This is a genomic window from Pseudomonas mosselii, assembly GCF_003205295.1.
GTDB lineage: Bacteria > Pseudomonadota > Gammaproteobacteria > Pseudomonadales > Pseudomonadaceae > Aquipseudomonas > Aquipseudomonas mosselii_B.
This window is the reverse complement of the sequence record NZ_QJRP01000005.1, coordinates 1-20,112: the sequence shown is the minus strand read 5'-3', so window position 1 is coordinate 20,112 and position 20,112 is coordinate 1. Positions and strand designations below refer to the sequence as shown.

At 63.3% G+C, this 20,112-nt stretch carries 28 protein-coding genes; 16 read left to right on the top strand and 12 right to left on the bottom strand.

Annotation, left to right across the window (positions count from 1 at the left end; translation table 11 throughout):
* The first annotated feature begins 99 nt into the window (after window positions 1-99).
* The 5 genes from DMX06_RS06380 to DMX06_RS06360 are packed head-to-tail and all read left to right on the top strand — an operon-like array spanning window position 100 to window position 3,875.
* The gene (locus DMX06_RS06380) at window positions 100-501 is read left to right on the top strand and encodes a FagA protein (RefSeq protein ID WP_110735679.1); all 402 of its coding nucleotides are present in this window, start codon (window positions 100-102) and stop codon (window positions 499-501) included.
* A complete protein-coding gene (locus tag DMX06_RS06375; RefSeq protein WP_110735677.1) occupies window positions 494-1,870 on the top strand; it encodes a class II fumarate hydratase in 1,377 nt (458 codons plus the stop codon). The genes DMX06_RS06380 and DMX06_RS06375 overlap by 8 nt, the downstream gene beginning before the upstream one ends.
* Window positions 1,871-1,895: 25 nt before the next feature.
* A complete protein-coding gene (locus DMX06_RS06370; protein ID WP_110735675.1) occupies window positions 1,896-2,357 on the top strand; it encodes a hypothetical protein in 462 nt (153 codons plus the stop codon).
* Window position 2,358: 1 nt separating this feature from the next.
* Window positions 2,359-2,976 (top strand): superoxide dismutase, encoded by a 618-nt coding sequence (locus tag DMX06_RS06365; protein ID WP_110735673.1) that lies wholly within the window; start codon window positions 2,359-2,361, stop codon window positions 2,974-2,976.
* 5 nt (window positions 2,977-2,981) lie between these two features.
* The gene (locus tag DMX06_RS06360; protein ID WP_110735671.1) at window positions 2,982-3,875 is read left to right on the top strand and encodes a ZIP family metal transporter; all 894 of its coding nucleotides are present in this window, start codon (window positions 2,982-2,984) and stop codon (window positions 3,873-3,875) included.
* Window positions 3,876-3,927: 52 nt separating this feature from the next.
* Here DMX06_RS06360 and DMX06_RS06355 read toward each other — a convergent pair whose 3' ends face one another.
* The 12 genes from DMX06_RS06355 to DMX06_RS06300 all read right to left on the bottom strand — a co-directional run bounded on the left by DMX06_RS06355 (window position 3,928) and on the right by DMX06_RS06300 (window position 11,716).
* Window positions 3,928-4,248 (bottom strand): helix-turn-helix domain-containing protein, encoded by a 321-nt coding sequence (locus DMX06_RS06355; protein ID WP_110735669.1) that lies wholly within the window; start codon window positions 4,246-4,248, stop codon window positions 3,928-3,930.
* Entirely contained in the window at window positions 4,245-4,613 is a 369-nt protein-coding gene (locus tag DMX06_RS06350; protein ID WP_110735666.1) for a type II toxin-antitoxin system RelE/ParE family toxin, read from the bottom strand. The genes DMX06_RS06355 and DMX06_RS06350 overlap by 4 nt, the downstream gene beginning before the upstream one ends.
* A 98-nt stretch (window positions 4,614-4,711) precedes the next feature.
* Window positions 4,712-4,984 carry an HPr family phosphocarrier protein gene (locus tag DMX06_RS06345; RefSeq protein WP_110735664.1) on the bottom strand — a complete coding sequence of 91 codons (273 nt, stop codon included), beginning with the start codon at window positions 4,982-4,984 and terminating at the stop codon, window positions 4,712-4,714.
* Between the two features lie 20 nt (window positions 4,985-5,004).
* Entirely contained in the window at window positions 5,005-5,859 is an 855-nt protein-coding gene (gene rapZ, locus DMX06_RS06340) for an RNase adapter RapZ (protein WP_110735662.1), read from the bottom strand.
* A gap of 2 nt (window positions 5,860-5,861) precedes the next feature.
* Window positions 5,862-6,326 carry a PTS IIA-like nitrogen regulatory protein PtsN gene (gene ptsN / locus DMX06_RS06335; protein WP_110735660.1) on the bottom strand — a complete coding sequence of 155 codons (465 nt, stop codon included), beginning with the start codon at window positions 6,324-6,326 and terminating at the stop codon, window positions 5,862-5,864.
* A gap of 12 nt (window positions 6,327-6,338) precedes the next feature.
* Window positions 6,339-6,647, bottom strand: a complete 309-nt coding sequence (gene hpf, locus DMX06_RS06330; RefSeq protein WP_011532415.1) for a ribosome hibernation-promoting factor, HPF/YfiA family — start codon at window positions 6,645-6,647, stop codon at window positions 6,339-6,341.
* Between the two features lie 78 nt (window positions 6,648-6,725).
* Window positions 6,726-8,225 carry an RNA polymerase factor sigma-54 gene (locus tag DMX06_RS06325; RefSeq protein WP_110735658.1) on the bottom strand — a complete coding sequence of 500 codons (1,500 nt, stop codon included), beginning with the start codon at window positions 8,223-8,225 and terminating at the stop codon, window positions 6,726-6,728.
* A gap of 173 nt (window positions 8,226-8,398) precedes the next feature.
* Window positions 8,399-9,124, bottom strand: coding sequence for an LPS export ABC transporter ATP-binding protein (gene lptB, locus DMX06_RS06320; RefSeq protein ID WP_011532417.1), 726 nt, complete (start codon window positions 9,122-9,124; stop codon window positions 8,399-8,401).
* On the bottom strand, window positions 9,125-9,649 hold the full coding sequence (lptA, locus tag DMX06_RS06315; RefSeq protein WP_011532418.1) for a lipopolysaccharide transport periplasmic protein LptA: 525 nt from the start codon (window positions 9,647-9,649) through the stop codon (window positions 9,125-9,127).
* Window positions 9,636-10,208 carry an LPS export ABC transporter periplasmic protein LptC gene (gene lptC, locus DMX06_RS06310; protein ID WP_110735656.1) on the bottom strand — a complete coding sequence of 191 codons (573 nt, stop codon included), beginning with the start codon at window positions 10,206-10,208 and terminating at the stop codon, window positions 9,636-9,638. The genes lptA and lptC overlap by 14 nt, the downstream gene beginning before the upstream one ends.
* Before the next feature lie 8 nt (window positions 10,209-10,216).
* A complete protein-coding gene (locus DMX06_RS06305; RefSeq protein WP_110735654.1) occupies window positions 10,217-10,741 on the bottom strand; it encodes a KdsC family phosphatase in 525 nt (174 codons plus the stop codon).
* A complete protein-coding gene (locus DMX06_RS06300) occupies window positions 10,742-11,716 on the bottom strand; it encodes a KpsF/GutQ family sugar-phosphate isomerase (protein ID WP_110735652.1) in 975 nt (324 codons plus the stop codon).
* A 244-nt stretch (window positions 11,717-11,960) separates the two neighbouring features.
* Between DMX06_RS06300 and DMX06_RS06295 the strand changes: the two genes are divergently transcribed.
* From DMX06_RS06295 to DMX06_RS26460, 11 genes are all read left to right on the top strand, one after another.
* Complete coding sequence (locus tag DMX06_RS06295) at window positions 11,961-12,770, top strand: ATP-binding cassette domain-containing protein (protein ID WP_028689661.1); 810 nt, start codon at window positions 11,961-11,963, stop codon at window positions 12,768-12,770.
* Window positions 12,770-13,564, top strand: coding sequence for a lipid asymmetry maintenance ABC transporter permease subunit MlaE (gene mlaE, locus DMX06_RS06290; protein WP_110735650.1), 795 nt, complete (start codon window positions 12,770-12,772; stop codon window positions 13,562-13,564). The genes DMX06_RS06295 and mlaE overlap by 1 nt, the downstream gene beginning before the upstream one ends.
* On the top strand, window positions 13,564-14,049 hold the full coding sequence (gene mlaD, locus DMX06_RS06285) for an outer membrane lipid asymmetry maintenance protein MlaD (RefSeq protein WP_028689663.1): 486 nt from the start codon (window positions 13,564-13,566) through the stop codon (window positions 14,047-14,049). The genes mlaE and mlaD overlap by 1 nt, the downstream gene beginning before the upstream one ends.
* A gap of 9 nt (window positions 14,050-14,058) precedes the next feature.
* On the top strand, window positions 14,059-14,712 hold the full coding sequence (locus DMX06_RS06280; protein ID WP_110735648.1) for an MlaC/ttg2D family ABC transporter substrate-binding protein: 654 nt from the start codon (window positions 14,059-14,061) through the stop codon (window positions 14,710-14,712).
* A complete protein-coding gene (locus tag DMX06_RS06275; RefSeq protein WP_110735646.1) occupies window positions 14,709-15,011 on the top strand; it encodes an STAS domain-containing protein in 303 nt (100 codons plus the stop codon). Before DMX06_RS06280 ends, DMX06_RS06275 begins: the two co-directional genes overlap by 4 nt.
* A gap of 118 nt (window positions 15,012-15,129) precedes the next feature.
* The gene (locus DMX06_RS06270) at window positions 15,130-15,369 is read left to right on the top strand and encodes a BolA family protein (RefSeq protein WP_028689666.1); all 240 of its coding nucleotides are present in this window, start codon (window positions 15,130-15,132) and stop codon (window positions 15,367-15,369) included.
* 23 nt (window positions 15,370-15,392) lie between these two features.
* Entirely contained in the window at window positions 15,393-16,658 is a 1,266-nt protein-coding gene (murA, locus tag DMX06_RS06265; protein WP_110735643.1) for a UDP-N-acetylglucosamine 1-carboxyvinyltransferase, read from the top strand.
* 93 nt (window positions 16,659-16,751) lie between these two features.
* A complete protein-coding gene (gene hisG / locus DMX06_RS06260; RefSeq protein WP_011532429.1) occupies window positions 16,752-17,387 on the top strand; it encodes an ATP phosphoribosyltransferase in 636 nt (211 codons plus the stop codon).
* Between the two features lie 126 nt (window positions 17,388-17,513).
* A complete protein-coding gene (hisD, locus tag DMX06_RS06255) occupies window positions 17,514-18,836 on the top strand; it encodes a histidinol dehydrogenase (RefSeq protein WP_110735641.1) in 1,323 nt (440 codons plus the stop codon).
* 2 nt (window positions 18,837-18,838) lie between these two features.
* The gene (hisC, locus tag DMX06_RS06250; RefSeq protein ID WP_110735639.1) at window positions 18,839-19,888 is read left to right on the top strand and encodes a histidinol-phosphate transaminase; all 1,050 of its coding nucleotides are present in this window, start codon (window positions 18,839-18,841) and stop codon (window positions 19,886-19,888) included.
* Between the two features lie 31 nt (window positions 19,889-19,919).
* The coding region (locus DMX06_RS26460; RefSeq protein ID WP_220037405.1) for a hypothetical protein at window positions 19,920-20,112 on the top strand (193 nt) is incomplete at its 3' end.

Sequence of the window (20,112 nt, the reverse complement as noted above, 5' to 3'; positions counted from 1 at the left end):
GGACCCGGCCATCGCGCCGGGTTTCTTTTGCCCATTGCCCGACTTGAACTGATTCTATTTATCAATTAATAATGAATATCATTATCCAGTAACTTGGCGATGATGTTCATGAAACCCGTCCTCCACGAACTGCCCTACCTGGAAAACTGGCGCTGGCTCAGTCGGCGCATCCGCTGCGCGCTCGAGCCCGACGAACCGCGCCTTATCGAGCATTACCTGGCCGAAGGCCGCTACCTGGTGTGCTGCACCGAAACCTCGCCCTGGACCGTGGCGCTGACCGCCTTGCGCCTGCTGCTGGATACCGCCAACGATCGCATGCTGCCGTGGCATTGGCGCTGCCTGTGCCTGGACCAGGCCTGGCGGCCCCTGCTGGACCTGCGCAACCTCGATCGCCGCGAACAAAACCTGCGCTGGCAGCCCTACGCGATGCAGCTCGCCAACAGCGTGCTGCTGCCGTCGATTTCTCCCGAAGAACTGATGCAAGGACTTGAAGATGAGTGATACCCGTATCGAGCGTGACAGCATGGGCGAACTGCAGGTGCCGGCCCAGGCCCTGTACGGTGCCCAGACCCAGCGCGCGGTCGACAACTTCCCGGTCAGCGGCAAGCCGATGCCGGTCCAGTTCATCCGCGCCCTGTTGCTGGCCAAGGCGGCGGCGGCCAAGGCCAACGTCGAGCTGTCCCAGCTGAACGCGGGGCAGGGCGGGGCCATCGTCGAGGCGGTGGAGCAACTGCTGGCCGGGGACTTCATCCAGCACTTTCCGGTGGATGTGTTCCAGACCGGTTCCGGCACCAGCTCGAACATGAACGCCAACGAGGTTATCGCCACCCTGGCCAGCCGCGTGCTGGGCGAGCCGGTCAATGCCAACGACCACGTCAACTGTGGCCAGAGCAGCAACGACATCATCCCCACCACCATCCATGTCAGCGCCGCCTTGGCCCTGCACGAGCAACTGTTGCCGGCCCTGCGCCACCTTACCCAGGTGATCGAGGCCAAGGCGGTCGAAGTGCACAAGCACGTGAAGACCGGCCGCACCCACCTGATGGATGCCATGCCGGTGCGCATGAGCCAGGTGCTCGGCGGCTGGGCCGCGCAGGTCAAGGGCGCCCAGGCGCATATCGAAGCCACGCTGCCGAGCCTGCAGGCGCTGGCCCAGGGCGGCACCGCCGTGGGCACCGGCATCAACGCCCACCCTCAGTTCGCCGCAGGTTTTGCCCGCCAGTTGAGCGGCCTGACCCAGGTCAAGTTCACCCCCGGCGAGAACCTGTTCGCCCTGATCGGCTCCCAGGACACCGCCGTGGCCCTGTCCGGGCAACTCAAGACTGCCGCCGTGGCGCTGATGAAAATAGCCAACGACCTGCGCTGGATGAACTCCGGCCCGCTCGCCGGCCTCGGTGAAATCGAGCTGCAGGGCCTGCAGCCGGGCTCGTCGATCATGCCGGGCAAGGTCAACCCGGTGATCCCGGAAGCTACCGCCATGGTGGCCGCCCAGGTGATCGGCAACGACGCCACCATCGCCGTGGCCGGGCAGTCGGGCAACTTCGAGCTCAACGTGATGTTGCCGGTGATTGCCCGCAACTTGCTGGAAAGCATCGAGCTGATGGCCAACGTCAGCCGCCTGCTGGCCGACAAGGCCATCGCCAGCTTCAAGGTCAACGAAACCAAGCTCAAGGAAGCGCTGTCGCGCAACCCGATCCTGGTCACCGCGTTGAACCCGATCATCGGCTACCTCAAGGCCGCCGAGATCGCCAAGACCGCCTACAAGCAGGGCCGCCCGATCATTGACGTGGCGCTGGAGCACACCGACCTGTCGCGTGACCAGCTCGAGGCGCTGCTGGATCCGGAAAAACTCACTGCCGGCGGCATCTGAGCCCGGGCCGTCCAGGAGACACCTCATGCAGCACTGGAAACGCACCACGCAAGACGCCAACCGCCTGTTCGAGCAGGGTGAGCTGGTCGATGCCCGGGAACGCTACCTGCAAGCCCTGGCCCTGGCCCAGGTGCTGTTCGAGCGCTGGCATGACGTCGACGAGGCGGTGGCTGCACTGGTCATCGCCCATCACAACCTGGCCGACCTGCACCTGCGCCTGAACCAGCCGCACGAAAGCGCCGACTACCTGTGCGCGGCGCACCAGCGGCTGCTCCAGGCCAGCCAGGATCCGCGCCTGCCTCAGGCCTTGCGCGACGCCGCGTTGCGCCACAGCGGGCGCACCTACACCGAGTTGCTGAGTTTCATCGCCGAATACGGCCAATACCCGCGTACCGAGCGCCTGCTCAGCCGCCAGGCCCCGGTGGCCAGCGAGCTGGTCGCGCATACGGATATCACTGATCGCATACCTGCCTACGGAATCCACTGACATGCCGCATACCTTGCCTGCGTTGCCCTATGCCTACGATGCGCTGGAGCCGCACATCGACACCCAGACCATGGAGATCCACCACAGCAAGCATCACCAGACCTACATCAACAACCTCAACGCTGCCATCGAGGGCACCGAGTGGGCCGAATGGCCGGTGGAACAACTGGTGGGCGCGGTCAAGCAACTGCCCGAGAAGCTGCAGGGCGCAGTAATCAACCAGGGTGGCGGGCATGCCAACCACACCCTGTTCTGGACCGTCATGTCGCCCCAGGGCGGTGGCCAGCCGGCGGGGCAGGTGGCCAAGGCCATCGATGCGCAGCTCGGTGGCTTCGAGGCGTTCAAGGAGGCCTTCACCAAGGCCGCGCTGACCCGCTTCGGCAGCGGCTGGGCCTGGTTGAGCGTGACCCCGCAGAACACCCTGGTGGTGGAGAGCAGCGGCAACCAGGACAGCCCGCTGATGCACGGCAACACGCCGATCCTTGGTCTGGACGTGTGGGAGCACGCCTACTACCTGAAGTACCAGAACCGTCGTCCGGAATACATTGGCGCCTTCTACAACGTGGTCGACTGGGCCGAAGTGGAGCGTCGCTACCTTGAAGCCCTGAAACGAGTCTGACCGGTATGCGCTCCGAGGTGATGTCTGTCAGCAGTGTGCGCCTGTTCCGCCTGGCGCTTGGGACCTTGCTGTTGCTGGTCGGCACCGCGTTGCTGGTGGCGCGGGGCATCGCCTGGCTGGATCTGGAACCGCGCATGTTGCGTGCCCTGGAGGGCGGTGCATTGTGCGCGCTGGGGACAGCGTTGGGCGCGGTACCGGTGCTGGTCATCCGCAACATGCCAGTTGCCGTGGCCGACACCTTGCTCGGCTTCGGCGCCGGTGTGATGCTGGCGGCCACTGCGTTCTCACTGATCATTCCCGGGCTGGACGCGGCCCAATCCATCGGTTTCAGTCCATGGGGCGCCGGTGGTTTGATCAGCATCGGACTGCTGTTCGGCGCGCTGTGCCTGTTCCTGGTCGACCTCAAGGTCTCCGGCGCTTCGCCGGAGGCTCTGGTCGGCAGCGATCAGCAACCGGTGATTGCGGCGAGGATCTGGTTGTTTGTCATCGCCATCATAGCCCACAACATACCCGAAGGGATGGCCATCGGCGTGTCCGCCGGCGGTGGTATGCCCGATGCAGACAGCCTGGCCATGGGCATCGCGCTGCAGGATGTGCCGGAGGGCCTGGTGATCGCCCTGGTGCTGGCTGGGGCGGGCATGCCGCGGTTCAAGGCGTTCCTGATCGGCGCGGCGTCCGGGCTGGTCGAACCGCTGGCCGCGGTGATCTGCGCCTGGCTGGTGAACATCGCCGAACTGTTGCTACCGCTGGGCTTGGCCTGTGCGGCGGGTGCGATGCTGCTGGTGGTGACCCAGGAGATCATTCCCGAATCGCGCAGCAACGGGCATCACCGCCTGGCGAGCCTGGGGCTGTGTGTCGGGTTCTGCCTGATGATGGTGATGGACACGGCGATGTCGTGAAAAGGGCAGGAGGGTGGGTCGACCTTCTCGTTAAGCTTGCTTTGAGCGTTGCTCAGGCGAAGATGACTTCTACCCGCCCTTGAGGCCGTGAGCGCGGCGCGGCCTTGACCACGATCTGCACGTCTCGGCCAAGGCGTGCCAGGCAGTCGATCATCTTGCTTTCACTGATGCCACGGAATTTGCCGCGAATCATTTCCGAGACTTTTGGTTGAGGCAGGCCAAGGATCTGCGCGGCTTGCATCTGGGTCAGGTGACGGGCCTTGATGATGCTGCAGATCTTGCCCGCCAGGCGTGCCTTGACCAGCATCTCGTCCGCATCCGGGTAGTTGAGGTCTGCGTAGACATTGCCGCTGCCTTGTTCGATTTCGCTCATGTCTGGATTCCTTCTGAGTGGGCCTGTGCAAGCCTCAATCGCTTGCGCACCAGGGCAATGTCCGTTTCGGGCGTCCTGATGCCCGCCTTGGACTTCTTCTGGAAGCAATGCAAGACATACACCGCAGCGCCAAGACGTACGGTATAGACCGCGCGATAGGTGTTGCCGTCATGGTCCTCCACGACCTCGAGCACGCCAGTGCCTGAAAATCCTCTGAGGACTTTCGTCTGTAGGTGCCTGCCTCCCGTCTGAGCCAGATGCAGAGCAAAGCCGACGGTTTGCTGGACGTCTTCGGGGAGGCACAGCAGATCCTTTTTGCTGCTTGCGACCCAGTAAAGCGGCTTGGGTTGCCTGTCCGATTCCATGAAATCACCTGCTGAATTTATACCTATATAGGTATAAATGCAATCTGGCGAAGCTGCATCCGGTCAATTGGAAGAGGATGTTGCGGAAGGGGGAAGCGCTACTCGCCTTCGTCGAAGAAGTTCTCGATCAACGCGACCAGCGCCTTCATTGCTTCATCGTCCTGCTCGCCCTCGGTGTGCAGGTGCACCGGCGTGCCCTTGCCGGCGGCGAGCATCATCACCGCCATGATGCTCTTGCCGTCCACCAGCTTGTCCGGCGCGCGGCCGACCCGTACCTGGCAGGGAAAGCGACCGGCCACGCCGACGAACTTGGCGGCCGCCCGCGCATGCAGGCCCAGCTTGTTGATGATGGTGATTTCGCGGGCGGGCATCGTGGGGCGGATCCTGTGGGCTAGAGGTCGCGGTGGCGGACCTGGACGTTTTTCAGGGATTGCTGGAGCAGTTGGCCAAGCCGTTCGGTGATGTACACCGAGCGGTGGTGGCCGCCGGTACAGCCGATGGCGATGGTGACATAGGCGCGGTTGCTGGCGGCGAAGCGCGGCAGCCACTTGAGCAGATAGCCGGAGATGTCCTGGAACATTTCCTCGACGTCCGGCTGGGCGGCCAGGTAGTCGATCACCGGCTGTTCGAGGCCAGAATGCTCGCGAAGTTCCGGCTTCCAGTACGGGTTGGGCAGGCAGCGCACATCGAACACCACGTCAGCGTCAACCGGCATGCCACGCTTGAAACCGAACGACTCGACCAGGAAGGCGGTGCCTGGCTCGGGCTGGTTTAGCAGGCGCAGCTTGATCGAATCGCGCAGTTGGTAGAGGTTAAGGTTGGTGGTGTCGATCTTCAGGTCGGCGAGGTCGGCGATCGGTCCGAGCAGCTCGCTTTCCACGCGGATTGCCTCGGCCAGCGAGCGGCTGTCGTTGGTCAGCGGGTGGCGCCGGCGGGTTTCCGAAAAGCGCTTGAGCAGGGTGTCTTCGTCGGCGTCCAGATACAGCACGTCGCACTGGATATGCCGTGAACGGGCTTCCTCCAGTAGCTCGGGGAAGCGCGACAGGTGGCTGGGCAGGTTGCGCGCATCGATGGAGACCGCCACCTTCGGTTGCAGCAGCTCTGTGTTGATCAGCGCGTTTTCCGCCAACTGCGGCAACAACCCGGCGGGCAGGTTGTCGATGCAGTAGTAGCCGTTGTCTTCCAGCACGTCGAGGGCGGTGCTCTTACCGGAGCCGGAGCGGCCGCTGACGATGATCAGGCGCATGTTCAGTGCTCGTTCTGTACGTCCAGGACGACCTGGTAAAGGGCATCGCTGCTGTCGGCGGCACGCAGGCGATCGCGGACCTCCTTGCGATCGAGCATGCTGGCGATCTGGCGCAGCAGTTCAAGGTGGGCATCGGTGGCGGCTTCCGGGACCAGCAGGACGAACAGCAGGTCGACCGGGGCGCCATCGATGGCATCGTAATCGATGGGGGCATCCAGGTGCAGCAGGGCGCTCACTGGCGCGGTGCAGCCCACAAGCCGGCAGTGGGGAATGGCGATGCCATTGCCAAATCCGGTGGAGCCCAGTTTTTCGCGAGCTATGAGCTTGTCGAAGACGTCTTGCATCTCCAGCTCGGGTACTTGCTCGGCGATCAGGTTGGCGACCTTTTCCAGGGCGCGCTTCTTGCTGCCGCCCGGCACGTTCACGAGGGAACGGCCGGGGGTCAGGATGGTTTCAAGTCGGATCATGGATGATGGGGATCAGCGGGCGGCTGCGCCTTGCAGCAGGCTTTGCTGTTTTTCCTTGTGTTTTTTCAGTTGGCGATCAAGTTTGTCTGCCAGGGCGTCGATCGCCGCGTACATGTCTTGATGTTCGGCGTTGGCGACGACTTCACCACCGGGAATCTGGAGTGTGGCTTCCACCTTCTGCTGCAGCTTCTCGACCTTCATGATCACCGTCGCATTGGTGATCTTGTCGAAATGACCCTCCACGCGGGCGAGCTTCTCGAGCACGTAATCGCGCAGTGGTTGGGTGACTTCTACATGCTGTCCACTGATGTTGACTTGCATACAGCTTCTCCTTTGTTGCCCGTGCATAAAGAGGCAGGTATTGCACCTGCCACTGAAACGCTGTGGCACATCCGGGGGCTACATCAGTCGCTTGCGCTCACTCGACGGGGCGATGCCCAACGATTCGCGGTACTTGGCGACGGTGCGACGGGCTACCTGGATGCCTTGTGCCTCCAGTAAACCAGCGATCTTGCTGTCACTCAATGGCTTTTTCTGATTTTCCGCCGCCACCAGTTTCTTGATGATCGCGCGGATCGCCGTGGACGAGCATTCGCCGCCTTCGGCGGTGCTCACGTGGCTGGAGAAAAAGTATTTCAGTTCGTAGATGCCGCGCGGGGTGTGCATGTATTTCTGCGTGGTCACCCGGGAAATGGTCGACTCGTGCATGCCCACCGCTTCGGCAATGTCGTGCAGTACCAGTGGCTTCATGGCCTCGTCGCCGTGGTCGAGGAAGCCGCGCTGGTGCTCGACGATCTGCGTCGCCACCTTCATCAGCGTCTCGTTGCGGCTCTGCAGGCTCTTGATGAACCAGCGCGCTTCCTGCAGCTGGTTGCGCATGAAGGTGTTGTCGGCGCTGGTGTCGGCGCGGCGGACGAAGCCTGCGTACTGCGGGTTGACCCGCAGGCGCGGAACCGCTTCCTGGTTGAGCTCGACCAGCCAGCGCTCGCTGTCCTTGCGCACGATGACGTCGGGCACGACGTACTCGGGCTCGCTGGACTCGATCTGCGAGCCGGGACGTGGGTTTAGCGTCTGCACCAGTTCGATGACCTGGCGCAGTTCGTCTTCCTTGAGTTTCATGCGGCGCATCAGCTGGCTGTAGTCGCGGCTGCCGAGCAGGTCGATGAAATCGGTGACCAGGCGCTGGGCCTCGCTCATCCATGGTGTCGAGGCCGGCAGCTGGCGTAGTTGCAGCAGCAGGCATTCGCCCAGGGAACGGGCGCCGATGCCGGCGGGCTCGAACTGCTGGATGCGGTGCAGCACGGCCTCGACTTCGTCCAGTTCGATGTCGAGCTCCGGGTCGAAGCCCGCGCAGATCTCCTCGAGGGTGTCTTCCAGGTAGCCCTGGCCGTTGATGCTGTCGATCAGGGTGACGGCGATCAGGCGGTCGGTGTCTGACATCGGCGCCAGGTTGAGCTGCCACAGCAGGTGGCTTTGCAGGCTCTCGCCAACCGACGTGCGCGTGGTGAAGTCCCACTCGTCGTCATCGTTGCTCGGCAGGCTGCTGGCGCTGGTCTGGTAGATGTCTTCCCAGGCGGTGTCGACCGGCAACTCGTTGGGGATGCGCTCGGCCCATTCGCCGTCTTCGAGGTTTTCCGCGGTGCTGCTGGTGCTGGTTTCCTGGAAGCTGTTGTCCTGGGCTTCGGCGGCCGGCTTGTTCTCGGCGTTGTCCGCCATCGGGTCGCTGTTGTCGAAGTCCTCGCCGTCTTCCTGACGTTCGAGCATCGGATTGGACTCCAGCGCTTCCTGGATTTCCTGCTGGAGGTCCAGGGTGGAGAGCTGAAGCAGACGGATGGCCTGTTGCAACTGCGGGGTCATCGTCAGTTGCTGGCCCATTTTTAGGACGAGCGATGGTTTCATGGCTGGGGCTTGATACCTTGTTGCCGGCGCGCATGCGCCATCCACTACACGGAGGGCGCCTGGGCGCCGATTTTAAGCAAGTTGTATGCCTGAAATTGCAGCGTTTGCCTAGAGCACTGTAACAACTAAAGCCTCGAACAGGCGCCTGCGCCAGTGCTCCGGGCAGGCCGGGGTCAGAGTCGGAACTCGTGCCCCAGGTACACTTCCTTGACCAGCTGGTTTGCCAGGATGGTCTCTGCGTCGCCTTCGGCGATCAGTTGGCCATCGTTGACGATGTAGGCGGTCTCGCAGATGTCCAGGGTCTCGCGAACGTTGTGATCGGTGATCAGTACGCCGATGCCCTTGTTCTTGAGGTGGTGGATGATCTGCTTGATGTCGCCGACGGAGATCGGGTCGACACCGGCAAAGGGTTCGTCCAGCAGGATGAACTTGGGCGCGGTGGCCAGGGCGCGGGCGATCTCGACGCGGCGGCGTTCGCCACCGGAGAGGCTCATGCCGAGGTTGTCGCGGATGTGGCTGATGTGGAACTCCTGAAGCAGGCTTTCCAGTTCCTTGCGCCGGCCATCGCGGTCGAGGTCCTTGCGGGTCTCGAGGATGGCCATGATGTTGTCGGCCACCGACAGCTTGCGGAAGATCGAGGCTTCCTGCGGCAGGTAGCCAATACCGGCCTGGGCGCGCCCATGCATGGGCTGGTGGCTGACGTCGAGGCTGTCGATCAGCACGCGACCCTGGTCGGCCTGGACCAGGCCGACGATCATGTAGAAACAGGTGGTCTTGCCGGCGCCGTTGGGGCCGAGCAGGCCGACGATCTGGCCGCTGTCGATGGACAGGCTGACGTCGCGAACGACCTGCCTGCCCTTGTAGCTCTTGGCCAGGTGCTGGGCTTTGAGGGTTGCCATTTACTCGGCCTTTTTCTTCGGTTGAATGACCATGTCGATGCGCTGACGTGGTGCAGTCACGTTGCCACCGCGACCGGCGGTAGCCACCTGGGTCTTGGTGTTGTAGACGATCTTCTCGCCTTCGGTGGTGTTGCCTTCGTTCTCGACCTTGGCGCGGTCGGTGAGGATCACCATGTCTTTCTGCGCCTGGTACTGGATGGTCACGGCCCAGCCTTTCATCTTGTCGGGCTTGGCGGCGCTCTGCTGCTGCTCGAAGTAGGCCAGGTTGCCCACCGAGGTGACCACGTCGATGTCGCCGGAGGCGGCGCGGGTCATGGTCACGGTGTTGCCTTTGATCATCATCGAGCCCTGGGTGATGATCACATCGCCGGTGTAGGTGGCAACGCCCTGCTTGTCGTCCAGGTGGGCGTTGTCCGCCTGGATGCGGATCGGCTGGTCACGGTCGTTCGGCAGGGCGAAGGCGCTCGCGCTTCCCAGTGCTACGCCCAGGCTGAGCAGAAGGGGGATGGTTTTAACGAGCCTCATACTGTCCTCTTACGTTAGAGAGCAGGTCCATCCTGCCTTCTTTCAAATACGCTTTCATTCCTTTGCCCGTAGTCGTGCCACCGGCGCCGTCGATTCTAACGGCTTGCTCGGTCTGCGCATATTGCTTCTGCGGGAACACGGTCATGCGTGTGCTGGTGATGATGGTTTCACGTTGCTTCTCGTCGGTGCGCGCCACGCGCACATCGTCGATCAGTTCGACCTCTGTGCCGTCCGGATTGACCTCGGCGCGCTTGCTCTGCACGTGCCAAGGGTAGGCGGTGCCGCGGTACATGTGCAGGTCGGGCGTGGTCACCAGGGTGACTTCGCTGGTCTTGAGGTGCTCGACCTTGGCGGCGGTCATTTCATACTGCAGCTTGCCGTCGGGCAGGAACTGCACGCTGTGGGCGTTGATCGCGTAGTAGTCGATGGCGCTCTGGTCGACCTGGGCCTGCGGCTGGTCGAGGAAACTCTCCGGGCTGATGTTCCAGTAGCCTACCGCAACCAGTACGGCGGCGATCCCGCCTAGCAGCGCGACATTTCTGATCTTCTTGCTGAGCATGGGCAGCCTTACAGGTAATGGGCGTTGGCAGCGTCCAGGGTGCCCTGGGCCTGCATGATCAGTTCGCAGAACTCGCGGGCGGCGCCTTCGCCGCCGCGTGCCTGGGTGACGCCGTGGGCGTGCTGGCGAACGAATGCCGCGGCGCTGTGCACCGCCATGCCCAGGCCGACGCGGCGGATCACTGGCAGGTCGGGCAGGTCGTCGCCGAGGTAGGCGACCTGTTCATAGCTTAGATTGAGTTCGGCGAGCAGGCCGTCCAGCACCACCAGTTTGTCCTCGCGGCCCTGGAACAGGTGCGGGATACCGAGGTTCTTCGCCCGGCGCTCGACCACCGGCGTCTTGCGCCCGCTGATGATCGCGGTGGTCACGCCCGAGGCCATGAGCATCTTGATGCCGTGGCCGTCGAGGGTGTTGAAGGTCTTGAACTCGCTGCCATCCTCGAGGAAATACAGGCGGCCGTCGGTGAGCACGCCATCGACGTCGAATACCGCCAGCTTGATGGCCTTGGCGCGTTGCATCAGGTCCTGGTTCATTTACATCACTCCGGCGCGCAGCAGGTCGTGCATGTTCAGGGCGCCGGTCGGGCGGTCTTCCTGATCGACGACCACCAGTGCGCTGATCTTGTGGTCTTCCATGATCTTCAGTGCCTCGGCGGCGAGCATCTCGGCGCGGGCGGTCTTGCCGTGCACGGTCATGACCTCGTCGATGAGGGTCTTGTGCACGTCGATGTTGCGGTCCAGGCTGCGGCGCAGGTCGCCGTCGGTGAATACGCCGGCAAGCTTGCCGTCGTCACCCAGGACCACGGTCATGCCCAGACCTTTGCGAGACATTTCAAGCAGCGCGTCCTTGAGCAGGGTGCCGCTCTTGACCACCGGAAGTTCTTCGCCGGCATGCATGACGTTCTCGACCTTGAGCAACAGGCGGCGGCCCAGTGCGCCACCGGGGTGGGAGAAGGCGAAATCCTCGGCGGTGAAGCCGCGGGCCTCCAGCAGGGCGATAGCCAGGGCGTCGCCCAACGCCAGGGCGGCAGTGGTGGAGGAGGTCGGCGCCAGGTTGAGCGGACAGGCTTCCTGGGCGACGCTGGCGTCGAGGTTGACCTCGGCGGCCTGGGCCAGGGGCGAGTCGGGCTTGCCGGTGAGGCTGATCAGCTGGATGCCCAGGCGCTTGATCAGCGGCAGCAGGGTGACGATCTCGGCAGTGCTGCCGGAGTTGGACAGGGCAAGAATGACATCGTCCCGGGTGATCATGCCCATGTCGCCGTGACTGGCCTCGGCCGGGTGCACGAAGAACGCCGGGGTGCCGGTGCTGGCCAGGGTGGCGGCGATCTTGTTGCCGATGTGCCCCGACTTGCCCATGCCCACCACCACGACCCGTCCCTTGCTGGCCAGGATCAGCTCGCAGGCCTTGACGAAGTCACCGTCGATGCGGGCCAGCAGGGCTTCCACGGCCTCGAGTTCGAGGCGCAGGGTGCGCTGGGCGGATTGGATCAGCTCGCTGGATTGGGTCATGTCGAAACGCAATGCCTGATGAAAAGGCGGCGATTATAGCCGTAATGTGTGAAAGGCTCATCCTTCGAATGTCATATGGATGCCGAGCCTGCCTGTCTGTGCCCTGAACGAGTGCGGGGACGCCCTTGGGGCGGGCCTATCAGCGGTGCTATAGTTCGCCGCTATTCGGCCCGCAGGGGACCTGTGTGCCTTCAAGATGAAGGCAGGCGTCCACATGACGAGGCTGCACTAGCAAGGAGTCTAGATGAGTGTGGATAGCGCCTACGCGGTCGAGTTGAAGGGCGTCACCTTCAAGCGCGGTTCGCGCAGCATTTTCAGCAATGTGGACATACGCATTCCCCGCGGCAAGGTCACCGGCATCATGGGGCCTTCGGGGTGCGGCAAGACCACCTTGCTGCGCCTGATGGGCGCGCAGTTGCGCCCGTCCGGTGGCGAGGTCTGGGTCAACGGGCAGAACCTGCCCGCGTTGTCGCGCAGCGACCTGTTCGACGCGCGCAAGCAGATGGGCGTGCTGTTCCAGAGCGGCGCGCTGTTCACCGACCTGGATGTGTTCGAGAACGTGGCCTTCCCGCTGCGGGTGCATACGCAGCTGTCGGACGAGATGATCCGTGACATCGTGCTGATGAAACTGCAGGCCGTGGGCCTGCGCGGTGCCATCGACCTGATGCCCGACGAGCTGTCCGGCGGCATGAAGCGCCGCGTGGCACTGGCCCGGGCGATCGCCCTCGACCCGCAGATCCTCATGTACGACGAACCGTTCGTCGGCCAGGACCCGATCGCCATGGGCGTGCTGGTCCGCTTGATCCGCCTGCTCAATGATGCCCTGGGCATCACCAGCATCGTGGTCTCCCACGACCTTGCTGAAACCGCGAGCATCGCCGACTACATCTATGTGGTCGGCGACGGCCAGGTGCTGGGGCAGGGCACGCCGGATGAACTGATGGGCTCGGACAATCCGCGCATCCGCCAGTTCATGAAAGGCGACCCTGACGGCCCGGTACCCTTCCACTTCCCTGCGCCTGACTACCGCGCCGATCTGCTGGGGACGCGTTGATGCGCAGAAAATCCTTACTCGAACGTATCCGTCTGTTCGGCCGTTCGGCCATCGATGTGCTGGCCGTACTGGGACGCTCGTGCCTGTTCCTCGGCCATTCGCTCGGCGGGCGCAGCGGCATTGGTGGCTTCCAGTTGCTGGTCAAGCAACTGTATTCGGTGGGCGTGCTGTCGCTGGCGATCATCGTCGTGTCCGGTGTGTTCATCGGCATGGTGCTGGCCCTGCAGGGCTACAGCATCCTCGCCAGGTACGGCTCGGAGCAGGCCGTGGGGCAGATGGTCGCCCTGACCCTGCTGCGCGAGCTGGGGCCGGTGGTCACCGGCTTGCTGTTCGCCGGCCGCGCGGGCTCCGCGCTGACCGCCGAGATCGGCAACATGAAGTCCACCGAGCAGCTGTCGAGCCTGGAGATGATCGGCGTCGACCCGCTCAAGTACATCGTCGCTCCGCGCCTGTGGGCCGGCTTCATCTCGCTGCCGCTGCTGGCGCTGATCTTCAGCGTGGTCGGCATCTGGGGTGGCTCTTGGGTCGCCGTGGATTGGCTGGGCGTCTATGAGGGTTCGTTCTGGGCCAACATGCAGAACAGCGTTTCGTTCAGCGACGACGTGATCAACGGGCTGATCAAGAGCCTGGTGTTCGCCTTCGTCGTCACCTGGATCGCCGTATTCCAGGGGTATGACTGTGAGCCCACTTCAGAAGGGATCAGCCGTGCCACCACCAAGACCGTGGTCTATGCCTCGTTGGCAGTCCTGGGTCTGGACTTTATTCTGACCGCCTTGATGTTTGGAGATTTCTGATGCAAAACCGCACCCTGGAAATCGGTGTCGGCCTGTTCCTCCTGGCCGGGATCCTGGCGCTGCTGCTGCTGGCCCTGCGTGTCAGCGGGCTGTCGGCCAGCCCGAGCAGCGACACGTACAAAGTTTATGCGTACTTCGACAATATCGCCGGTTTGACGGTCAGAGCTAAAGTGACTATGGCCGGTGTGACCATCGGCAAGGTCACGGCCATCGATCTGGACCGCGATTCCTACACCGGTCGGGTCACGTTGCAGCTGGACAAGCATGTCGACAACCTGCCGACCGACTCCACTGCCTCGATCCTGACCGCAGGCCTCTTGGGCGAGAAGTACATCGGCATCAGCGTGGGCGGCGAGGACGCGGTACTCAAGGACGGCAGCACCATCCACGACACCCAGTCGGCGCTGGTGCTGGAAGACCTGATCGGCAAGTTCCTGCTCAACTCGGTGGGCAAGGAACCGAAAGAAGCGCAACCGGCTAATTAAGGAGTTTCCATGATTTCGATCCTGCGACGTGGCCTGCTGGTTCTGCTGGCGGCCTTCCCTCTGCTGGCCCTGGCGGCGCCGGGGCAATCCGCCCGTGACGTGATCCAGGGCACCACCACGCAACTGCTCAGCGACCTGAAGGCCAACAAGGAGCAGTACAAGGCCAACCCCGAGGCGTTCTACAACGCGCTTAACAGCAACCTTGGCCCGGTGGTCGATGCCGACGGCATCTCCAAGAGCATCATGACCGTCAAGTATTCGCGCAAGGCAACGCCCGAGCAGATGCAGCGCTTCCAGGAGAACTTCAAGCGCAGCCTGATGCAGTTCTATGGCAACGCCCTGCTGGAGTACAACAACCAGGGCATCACCGTCGACGCGGCCAAGGCCGAGGACGGCGATCGCACCAGTGTCGGCATGAAGATCACCGGCACCAACGGCGCGGTCTATCCGGTGCAGTACACCATGCAGAAGCTCGATGGCGAGTGGAAGGTGCGTAACGTCATTGTCAATGGCATCAACATCGGCAAGCTGTTCCGCGACCAGTTCCAGGACGCCATGCAGCGCAACGGCAACAACCTGGACAAGACCATCGACGGCTGGGCCGGCGAAGTCGCCAAGGCCAAGGCAACCGCCGATACTTCGCCGGATAAGGAAGTCAAATGAGCGACGCCGCCGTGAGCATGGCCGAGCCGGGCGTTCTCGCCCTGGCCGGCGTGCTGGACTACCGCAGCGGCCCGGCCCTGCGCAAGCAGGGCAAGGCGCTGGTCGCGGCGTGCCGCGAGCCGCGCCTGGTGCTCGACTGCACCGCGGTGGTGAAGTCGAGCAGTGTCGGCCTGTCGTTGTTGCTGGGCTTCATGCGCGATGCCCAGGCGGCCGGCAAGACCTGGGAACTGCGCGGTATCCCTGAGGATATGCGGGAAATTGCCGGGGTCTATGACCTTGATGAAGTGCTGGCAGGCTGATGCCCTGCCGTTCGGGAAAGGCCCCTCGGTCAGCGCGCCCTCTCATGGGCTTCGCAGGCGAGGGGCTTTTTTGTATGATGGCCGACCCGCGCGCGTTGGGCGCCGATCGAGGTTGAGCATGCAGGCCGTAGAAGTCAAAAGCTTTCTGGAAGAGAAATTGCCGGGAACCCGGGTCGAAGTTGAAGGCGAAGGCTGCAACTTCCAGTTGAACGTGATCAGCGACGAGCTGGCCGGCCAGAGCCCGGTCAAGCGTCAGCAGGCGATCTATGCTCACCTCAATCCGTGGATCGCCAACGGCAGCATTCACGCGGTAACCATGAAATTCTTCAGCAGCGCAGCCTGGGCTGAGCGCACCTGAGCCAACTTGGCGGCGAGATACGTATGGACAAACTGATTATTACTGGCGGCCCGCGCCTCGACGGCGAGATCCGCATTTCCGGCGCGAAGAACTCGGCGCTGCCGATTCTCTCGGCCACCCTGCTGTGCGATGGTCCGGTCACGGTCGGCAACCTGCCGCACCTGCACGACATCACCACCATGATCGAGCTGTTCGGCCGCATGGGCATTGAGCCGGTGATCGACGAGAAGCTCTCGGTGGAAATCGATCCGCGCACCATCAAGACCCTGGTCGCCCCCTACGAGCTGGTCAAGACCATGCGCGCCTCGATCCTGGTGCTCGGCCCGATGGTCGCCCGTTTCGGTGAGGCCGAAGTGGCCCTGCCTGGCGGTTGCGCCATCGGTTCGCGTCCGGTCGACCTGCACATCCGCGGCCTCGAGGCCATGGGTGCGAAGATCGACGTCGAAGGCGGTTACATCAAGGCCAAGGCGCCCGAAGGCGGCCTGCGCGGCGCGCACTTCTTCTTCGATACCGTCAGCGTGACCGGTACCGAGAACATCATGATGGCCGCCGCCCTGGCCAAGGGCCGCAGCGTGCTGCAAAACGCTGCCCGCGAGCCGGAGGTGGTCGACCTGGCCAACTTCCTGATCGCCATGGGTGCGAAGATCCAGGGTGCCGGCACCGACACCATCACCATCGATGGCGTCGAGCGTCTGCAGCCGACCACCTATCGCGTCATGCCCGACCGTATCGAGACCGGCACCTATCTGGTCGCCGCTGCCGTGACCGGTGGCCGCGTCAAGGTCAAGGACACCGATCCGACCATCCTCGAAGCCGTCCTCGAGAAGCTCAAGGAAGCCGGCGCCGACATCACCACCGGTGACGACTGGATCGAGCTGGACATGCACGGCAAGCGTCCGAAGGCCGTGAACCTGCGTACCGCCCCGTACCCGGCGTTCCCGACCGACATGCAGGCGCAGTTCATCTCGCTCAACGCCATCGCCGAAGGTACTGGCGCGGTGATCGAGACCATCTTCGAAAACCGCTTCATGCACGTCTACGAGATGCACCGCATGGGCGCGCAGATCCAGGTCGAGGGCAACACTGCCATCGTCACCGGGGTCAAGGCGCTCAAAGGTGCTCCGGTAATGGCCACCGACCTGCGCGCTTCCGCCAGCCTGGTGCTGTCGGCGCTGGTCGCCGAAGGCGACACCCTGATCGACCGCATCTACCACATCGACCGTGGCTACGAGTGCATCGAGGAAAAACTGCAGATGCTGGGCGCGAAGATCCGTCGCGTACCGGGCTAGCAGTCATCACGGCGCAGGGACGCGCCAGCCGAATCGTATGCGGTCGGGCTTTACGGCCCGGCCGGCAGTAGACGCTTAAGGACCGACGTTCCAATGTTGACCATCGCGCTATCCAAAGGCCGTATTCTCGACGATACCCTGCCACTGCTGGCCGAAGCCGGCATCGTGCCGACCGAGAATCCGGACAAGAGCCGCAAGCTGATCATCCCGACCACCCAGGATGATGTCCGCCTGCTCATCGTGCGTGCCACCGACGTGCCGACCTATGTCGAGCATGGTGCCGCCGACCTCGGTGTGGCCGGCAAGGACGTGCTGATGGAATACGGCGGCCAGGGCCTGTACGAGCCCCTGGACCTGCAGATCGCCCAGTGCAAGCTGATGACCGCCGGCGTAACCGGTGCGCCCGAGCCCAAGGGCCGCCTGCGCGTGGCCACCAAGTTCGTCAACGTAGCCAAGCGCTATTACGCCGAGCAGGGCCGCCAGGTCGACATCATCAAGCTGTACGGCTCCATGGAGCTGGCGCCTTTGATCAACCTCGCCGACAAGATCATCGACGTGGTCGACACCGGCAACACCCTGCGCGCCAATGGCCTCGAGCCCCAGGAACTGATCGCCACGATCAGCTCGCGCCTGGTGGTCAACAAGGCCTCCATGAAGATGCAGCACGCCCGTATCCAGAGTCTGATCGACACCCTGCGCAACGCCGTCGAATCGCGACACCGCGGCTGACTTCTGCGCGCGACCTCTGCTGTCGCGCCCGTCTATCCGCGTCATAGCCTTCTTTCTCAGGTGCCCGCGCGGATGGAGTGGTAGCTTTAGGGCGCCTGAACATCCGCTAATAACGAGGCCCTCGCCATGACCGTGTCCACTGCAATTGCCCGTCTCAACGCCGCTGACCAGGATTTCGCCCGACATCTGGATCATCTGCTGAGCTGGGAAAGCGTGTCCGATGACGCGGTCAACCAGCGCGTGCTCGACATCATCAAGGCCGTGCGCGAGCGTGGCGATGCGGCGTTGGTGGAGTTCACCCAGCGTTTCGACGGTGTCGATGCCAAGGGCATCAACGACCTGATCCTCGATCGCGCGCGCCTGGAGCTGGCCCTGACCCGCATCACCCCGGTGCAGCGCGAAGCCCTGGAGAAAGCCGCCAACCGTGTGCGTATCTATCACGAGCGGCAGAAGCAGGACTCCTGGCAGTACACCGAGGCTGACGGCACCGTGCTCGGCCAGAAGGTCACCCCGCTGGACCGCGCCGGCCTGTACGTGCCGGGCGGCAAGGCGTCGTACCCGTCGTCGGTGCTGATGAACGCGATTCCCGCCAAGGTAGCCGGTGTGACCGAAGTGGTGATGGTCGTGCCGACCCCGCGTGGCGAGGTCAACGAGCTGGTGCTGGCCGCGGCCTGCATCGCCGGTGTCGACCGGGTGTTCACCATCGGTGGCGCCCAGGCAGTCGCGGCCCTGGCCTACGGCACCGAAAGCGTGCCGCAGGTGGACAAGATCGTCGGCCCGGGCAACATCTACGTGGCCACTGCCAAGCGCCATGTGTTCGGCCAGGTCGGCATCGACATGATCGCCGGCCCTTCGGAGATCCTGGTGGTGTGCGACGGCCAGACCGATCCGGACTGGATCGCCATGGACCTGTTCTCCCAGGCCGAGCACGACGAAGACGCCCAGGCCATCCTGGTCAGTCCGGACGCCGAGTTCCTCGATCGCGTGGCCGCCAGCATCGACAAGCTGCTGCCGACCATGGAGCGTGCCGAGATCATCGAGAAGTCGATCAACGGCCGTGGCGCGCTGATCCAGGTGCGTGACATGCAGCAGGCCATCGAGGTGGCCAACCGCATCGCTCCCGAGCACCTGGAACTGTCGGTGGCCGACCCGCAGGCCTGGTTGCCGCAGATTCGCCACGCCGGCGCGATCTTCATGGGCCGCCACACCAGCGAGGCGCTGGGCGACTACTGCGCCGGTCCTAACCACGTGCTGCCGACTTCCGGCACCGCGCGCTTCTCTTCGCCCTTGGGCGTGTATGACTTCCAGAAGCGTTCGTCGATCATCTTCTGCTCCGAGCAGGGCGCGTCCGAGCTGGGTCACACCGCTTCCGTGCTGGCCCGGGGCGAATCGCTGACCGCCCACGCGCGCAGCGCCGAATACCGCATCCTCAACGAGAAGGGGAACTGAGCATGAGTCGATTCTGGAGTCCCTTCGTCAAGGACCTGGTGCCTTACGTGCCGGGCGAGCAGCCCAAGCTTGCGCGGCTGGTCAAGCTGAATACCAACGAGAACCCCTATGGCCCGTCGCCCAAGGCGCTGGAAGCCATGCGTGGCGAGCTCAACGATAACCTGCGGCTGTATCCGGACCCGAACGGTGACCGGCTCAAGCAGGCGGTGGCCGAGTATTACGGCGTGACGCCGGCGCAGGTGTTCGTCGGCAACGGCTCGGACGAGGTGCTGGCGCACATCTTCCACGGCCTGTTCCAGCATGACCGTGGGCCGCTGCTGTTCCCGGACGTGAGCTACAGCTTCTACCCGGTGTATTGCGGCCTTTACGGTATCGCGTTCGAGCAGGTGGCGCTGGATGAGCAGTTCCAGATCCGGGTTTCGGACTACAGTAAGCCCAATGCCGGGGTCATCTTCCCCAACCCCAACGCGCCGACTGGCTGCCTGTTGCCGCTCAAGGCAGTCGAGCAGCTGCTGCAGGCCAACCGGGATTCGGTGGTGGTGGTCGATGAGGCCTACATCGATTTCGGTGGCGAGACGGCCATCAGCCTGGTCGATCGCTATGACAACCTGCTGGTGACCCAGACCTTGTCCAAGTCGCGTTCGCTGGCGGGGCTTCGGGTTGGGTTGGCGGTTGGTCATCCTGATCTGATCGAGGCGTTGGAGCGGATCAAGAACAGCTTCAACTCGTATCCGTTGGATCGCATGGCGATTGTCGGGGCGGCGGCGGCGTTCGAGGACCGTGCGTATTTTGATGAGACCTGTCGCAAGGTTATCGACAGCCGAGAGGTCCTGGTTGCCGAATTGGTGGCGCGTGGGTTCGAGGTGTTGCCTTCGGCGGCGAACTTCATCTTTGCCCGGCATCCCGGGGAGGATGCTGCGGGGATCGCGGCGCGGTTGCGTGAGCAGGGGGTGATTGTTCGGCACTTCAAGCAGGAGCGGATTGCGCAGTTCCTGCGGATTACCATTGGGACGCCGGAGATGAACCAGGCTTTGCTTGATGCTTTGAATTGATTTCAGGGGTTTGACTGGGGGCGGGTTGGGGTTGGTTGTTCTGACTTCTGGTTCGCCCCTTGTTGTTGTTGTTGTTGTTGTTGTTGTTGTTGTTGTTGTTGTTGTTGTTGGGTGGTTTTGGAAGTTGTATGCGCATTCATTTGTGATGTCGACGCTTATTCACCTTTCCGCCCTTACGGCGGGTTACTTTGGTCTTGGCCAAAGTAACCAAAGCCGCCCCGCTC

Excerpts from the sequence above, each read along its gene's own strand:
- mlaE (WP_110735650.1), top strand. The coding sequence starts at position 12,770 with ATGCGCAGAAAATCCTTACTCGAACGTATCCGTCTGTTCGGCCGTTCG.
- lptC (WP_110735656.1), bottom strand. The coding sequence starts at position 10,208 with ATGCTCAGCAAGAAGATCAGAAATGTCGCGCTGCTAGGCGGGATCGCC.
- DMX06_RS06270 (WP_028689666.1), top strand. The coding sequence starts at position 15,130 with ATGCAGGCCGTAGAAGTCAAAAGCTTTCTGGAAGAGAAATTGCCGGGA.
- ptsN (WP_110735660.1), bottom strand. The coding sequence starts at position 6,326 with ATGATCCGACTTGAAACCATCCTGACCCCCGGCCGTTCCCTCGTGAAC.
- rapZ (WP_110735662.1), bottom strand. The coding sequence starts at position 5,859 with ATGCGCCTGATCATCGTCAGCGGCCGCTCCGGCTCCGGTAAGAGCACC.
- hisC (WP_110735639.1), top strand. The coding sequence starts at position 18,839 with ATGAGTCGATTCTGGAGTCCCTTCGTCAAGGACCTGGTGCCTTACGTG.
- DMX06_RS06345 (WP_110735664.1), bottom strand. The coding sequence starts at position 4,984 with ATGCCCGCCCGCGAAATCACCATCATCAACAAGCTGGGCCTGCATGCG.
- DMX06_RS06375 (WP_110735677.1), top strand. The coding sequence starts at position 494 with ATGAGTGATACCCGTATCGAGCGTGACAGCATGGGCGAACTGCAGGTG.
- DMX06_RS06350 (WP_110735666.1), bottom strand. The coding sequence starts at position 4,613 with ATGGAATCGGACAGGCAACCCAAGCCGCTTTACTGGGTCGCAAGCAGC.
- DMX06_RS06360 (WP_110735671.1), top strand. The coding sequence starts at position 2,982 with ATGCGCTCCGAGGTGATGTCTGTCAGCAGTGTGCGCCTGTTCCGCCTG.
- DMX06_RS06380 (WP_110735679.1), top strand. The coding sequence starts at position 100 with ATGATGTTCATGAAACCCGTCCTCCACGAACTGCCCTACCTGGAAAAC.
- DMX06_RS06325 (WP_110735658.1), bottom strand. The coding sequence starts at position 8,225 with ATGAAACCATCGCTCGTCCTAAAAATGGGCCAGCAACTGACGATGACC.
- hpf (WP_011532415.1), bottom strand. The coding sequence starts at position 6,647 with ATGCAAGTCAACATCAGTGGACAGCATGTAGAAGTCACCCAACCACTG.
- DMX06_RS06370 (WP_110735675.1), top strand. The coding sequence starts at position 1,896 with ATGCAGCACTGGAAACGCACCACGCAAGACGCCAACCGCCTGTTCGAG.
- DMX06_RS06305 (WP_110735654.1), bottom strand. The coding sequence starts at position 10,741 with ATGAACCAGGACCTGATGCAACGCGCCAAGGCCATCAAGCTGGCGGTA.
- hisG (WP_011532429.1), top strand. The coding sequence starts at position 16,752 with ATGTTGACCATCGCGCTATCCAAAGGCCGTATTCTCGACGATACCCTG.
- DMX06_RS06300 (WP_110735652.1), bottom strand. The coding sequence starts at position 11,716 with ATGACCCAATCCAGCGAGCTGATCCAATCCGCCCAGCGCACCCTGCGC.
- DMX06_RS06275 (WP_110735646.1), top strand. The coding sequence starts at position 14,709 with ATGAGCGACGCCGCCGTGAGCATGGCCGAGCCGGGCGTTCTCGCCCTG.
- DMX06_RS06280 (WP_110735648.1), top strand. The coding sequence starts at position 14,059 with ATGATTTCGATCCTGCGACGTGGCCTGCTGGTTCTGCTGGCGGCCTTC.
- mlaD (WP_028689663.1), top strand. The coding sequence starts at position 13,564 with ATGCAAAACCGCACCCTGGAAATCGGTGTCGGCCTGTTCCTCCTGGCC.
- hisD (WP_110735641.1), top strand. The coding sequence starts at position 17,514 with ATGACCGTGTCCACTGCAATTGCCCGTCTCAACGCCGCTGACCAGGAT.
- DMX06_RS06295 (WP_028689661.1), top strand. The coding sequence starts at position 11,961 with ATGAGTGTGGATAGCGCCTACGCGGTCGAGTTGAAGGGCGTCACCTTC.
- DMX06_RS06355 (WP_110735669.1), bottom strand. The coding sequence starts at position 4,248 with ATGAGCGAAATCGAACAAGGCAGCGGCAATGTCTACGCAGACCTCAAC.
- lptA (WP_011532418.1), bottom strand. The coding sequence starts at position 9,649 with ATGAGGCTCGTTAAAACCATCCCCCTTCTGCTCAGCCTGGGCGTAGCA.
- murA (WP_110735643.1), top strand. The coding sequence starts at position 15,393 with ATGGACAAACTGATTATTACTGGCGGCCCGCGCCTCGACGGCGAGATC.
- DMX06_RS06365 (WP_110735673.1), top strand. The coding sequence starts at position 2,359 with ATGCCGCATACCTTGCCTGCGTTGCCCTATGCCTACGATGCGCTGGAG.
- lptB (WP_011532417.1), bottom strand. The coding sequence starts at position 9,124 with ATGGCAACCCTCAAAGCCCAGCACCTGGCCAAGAGCTACAAGGGCAGG.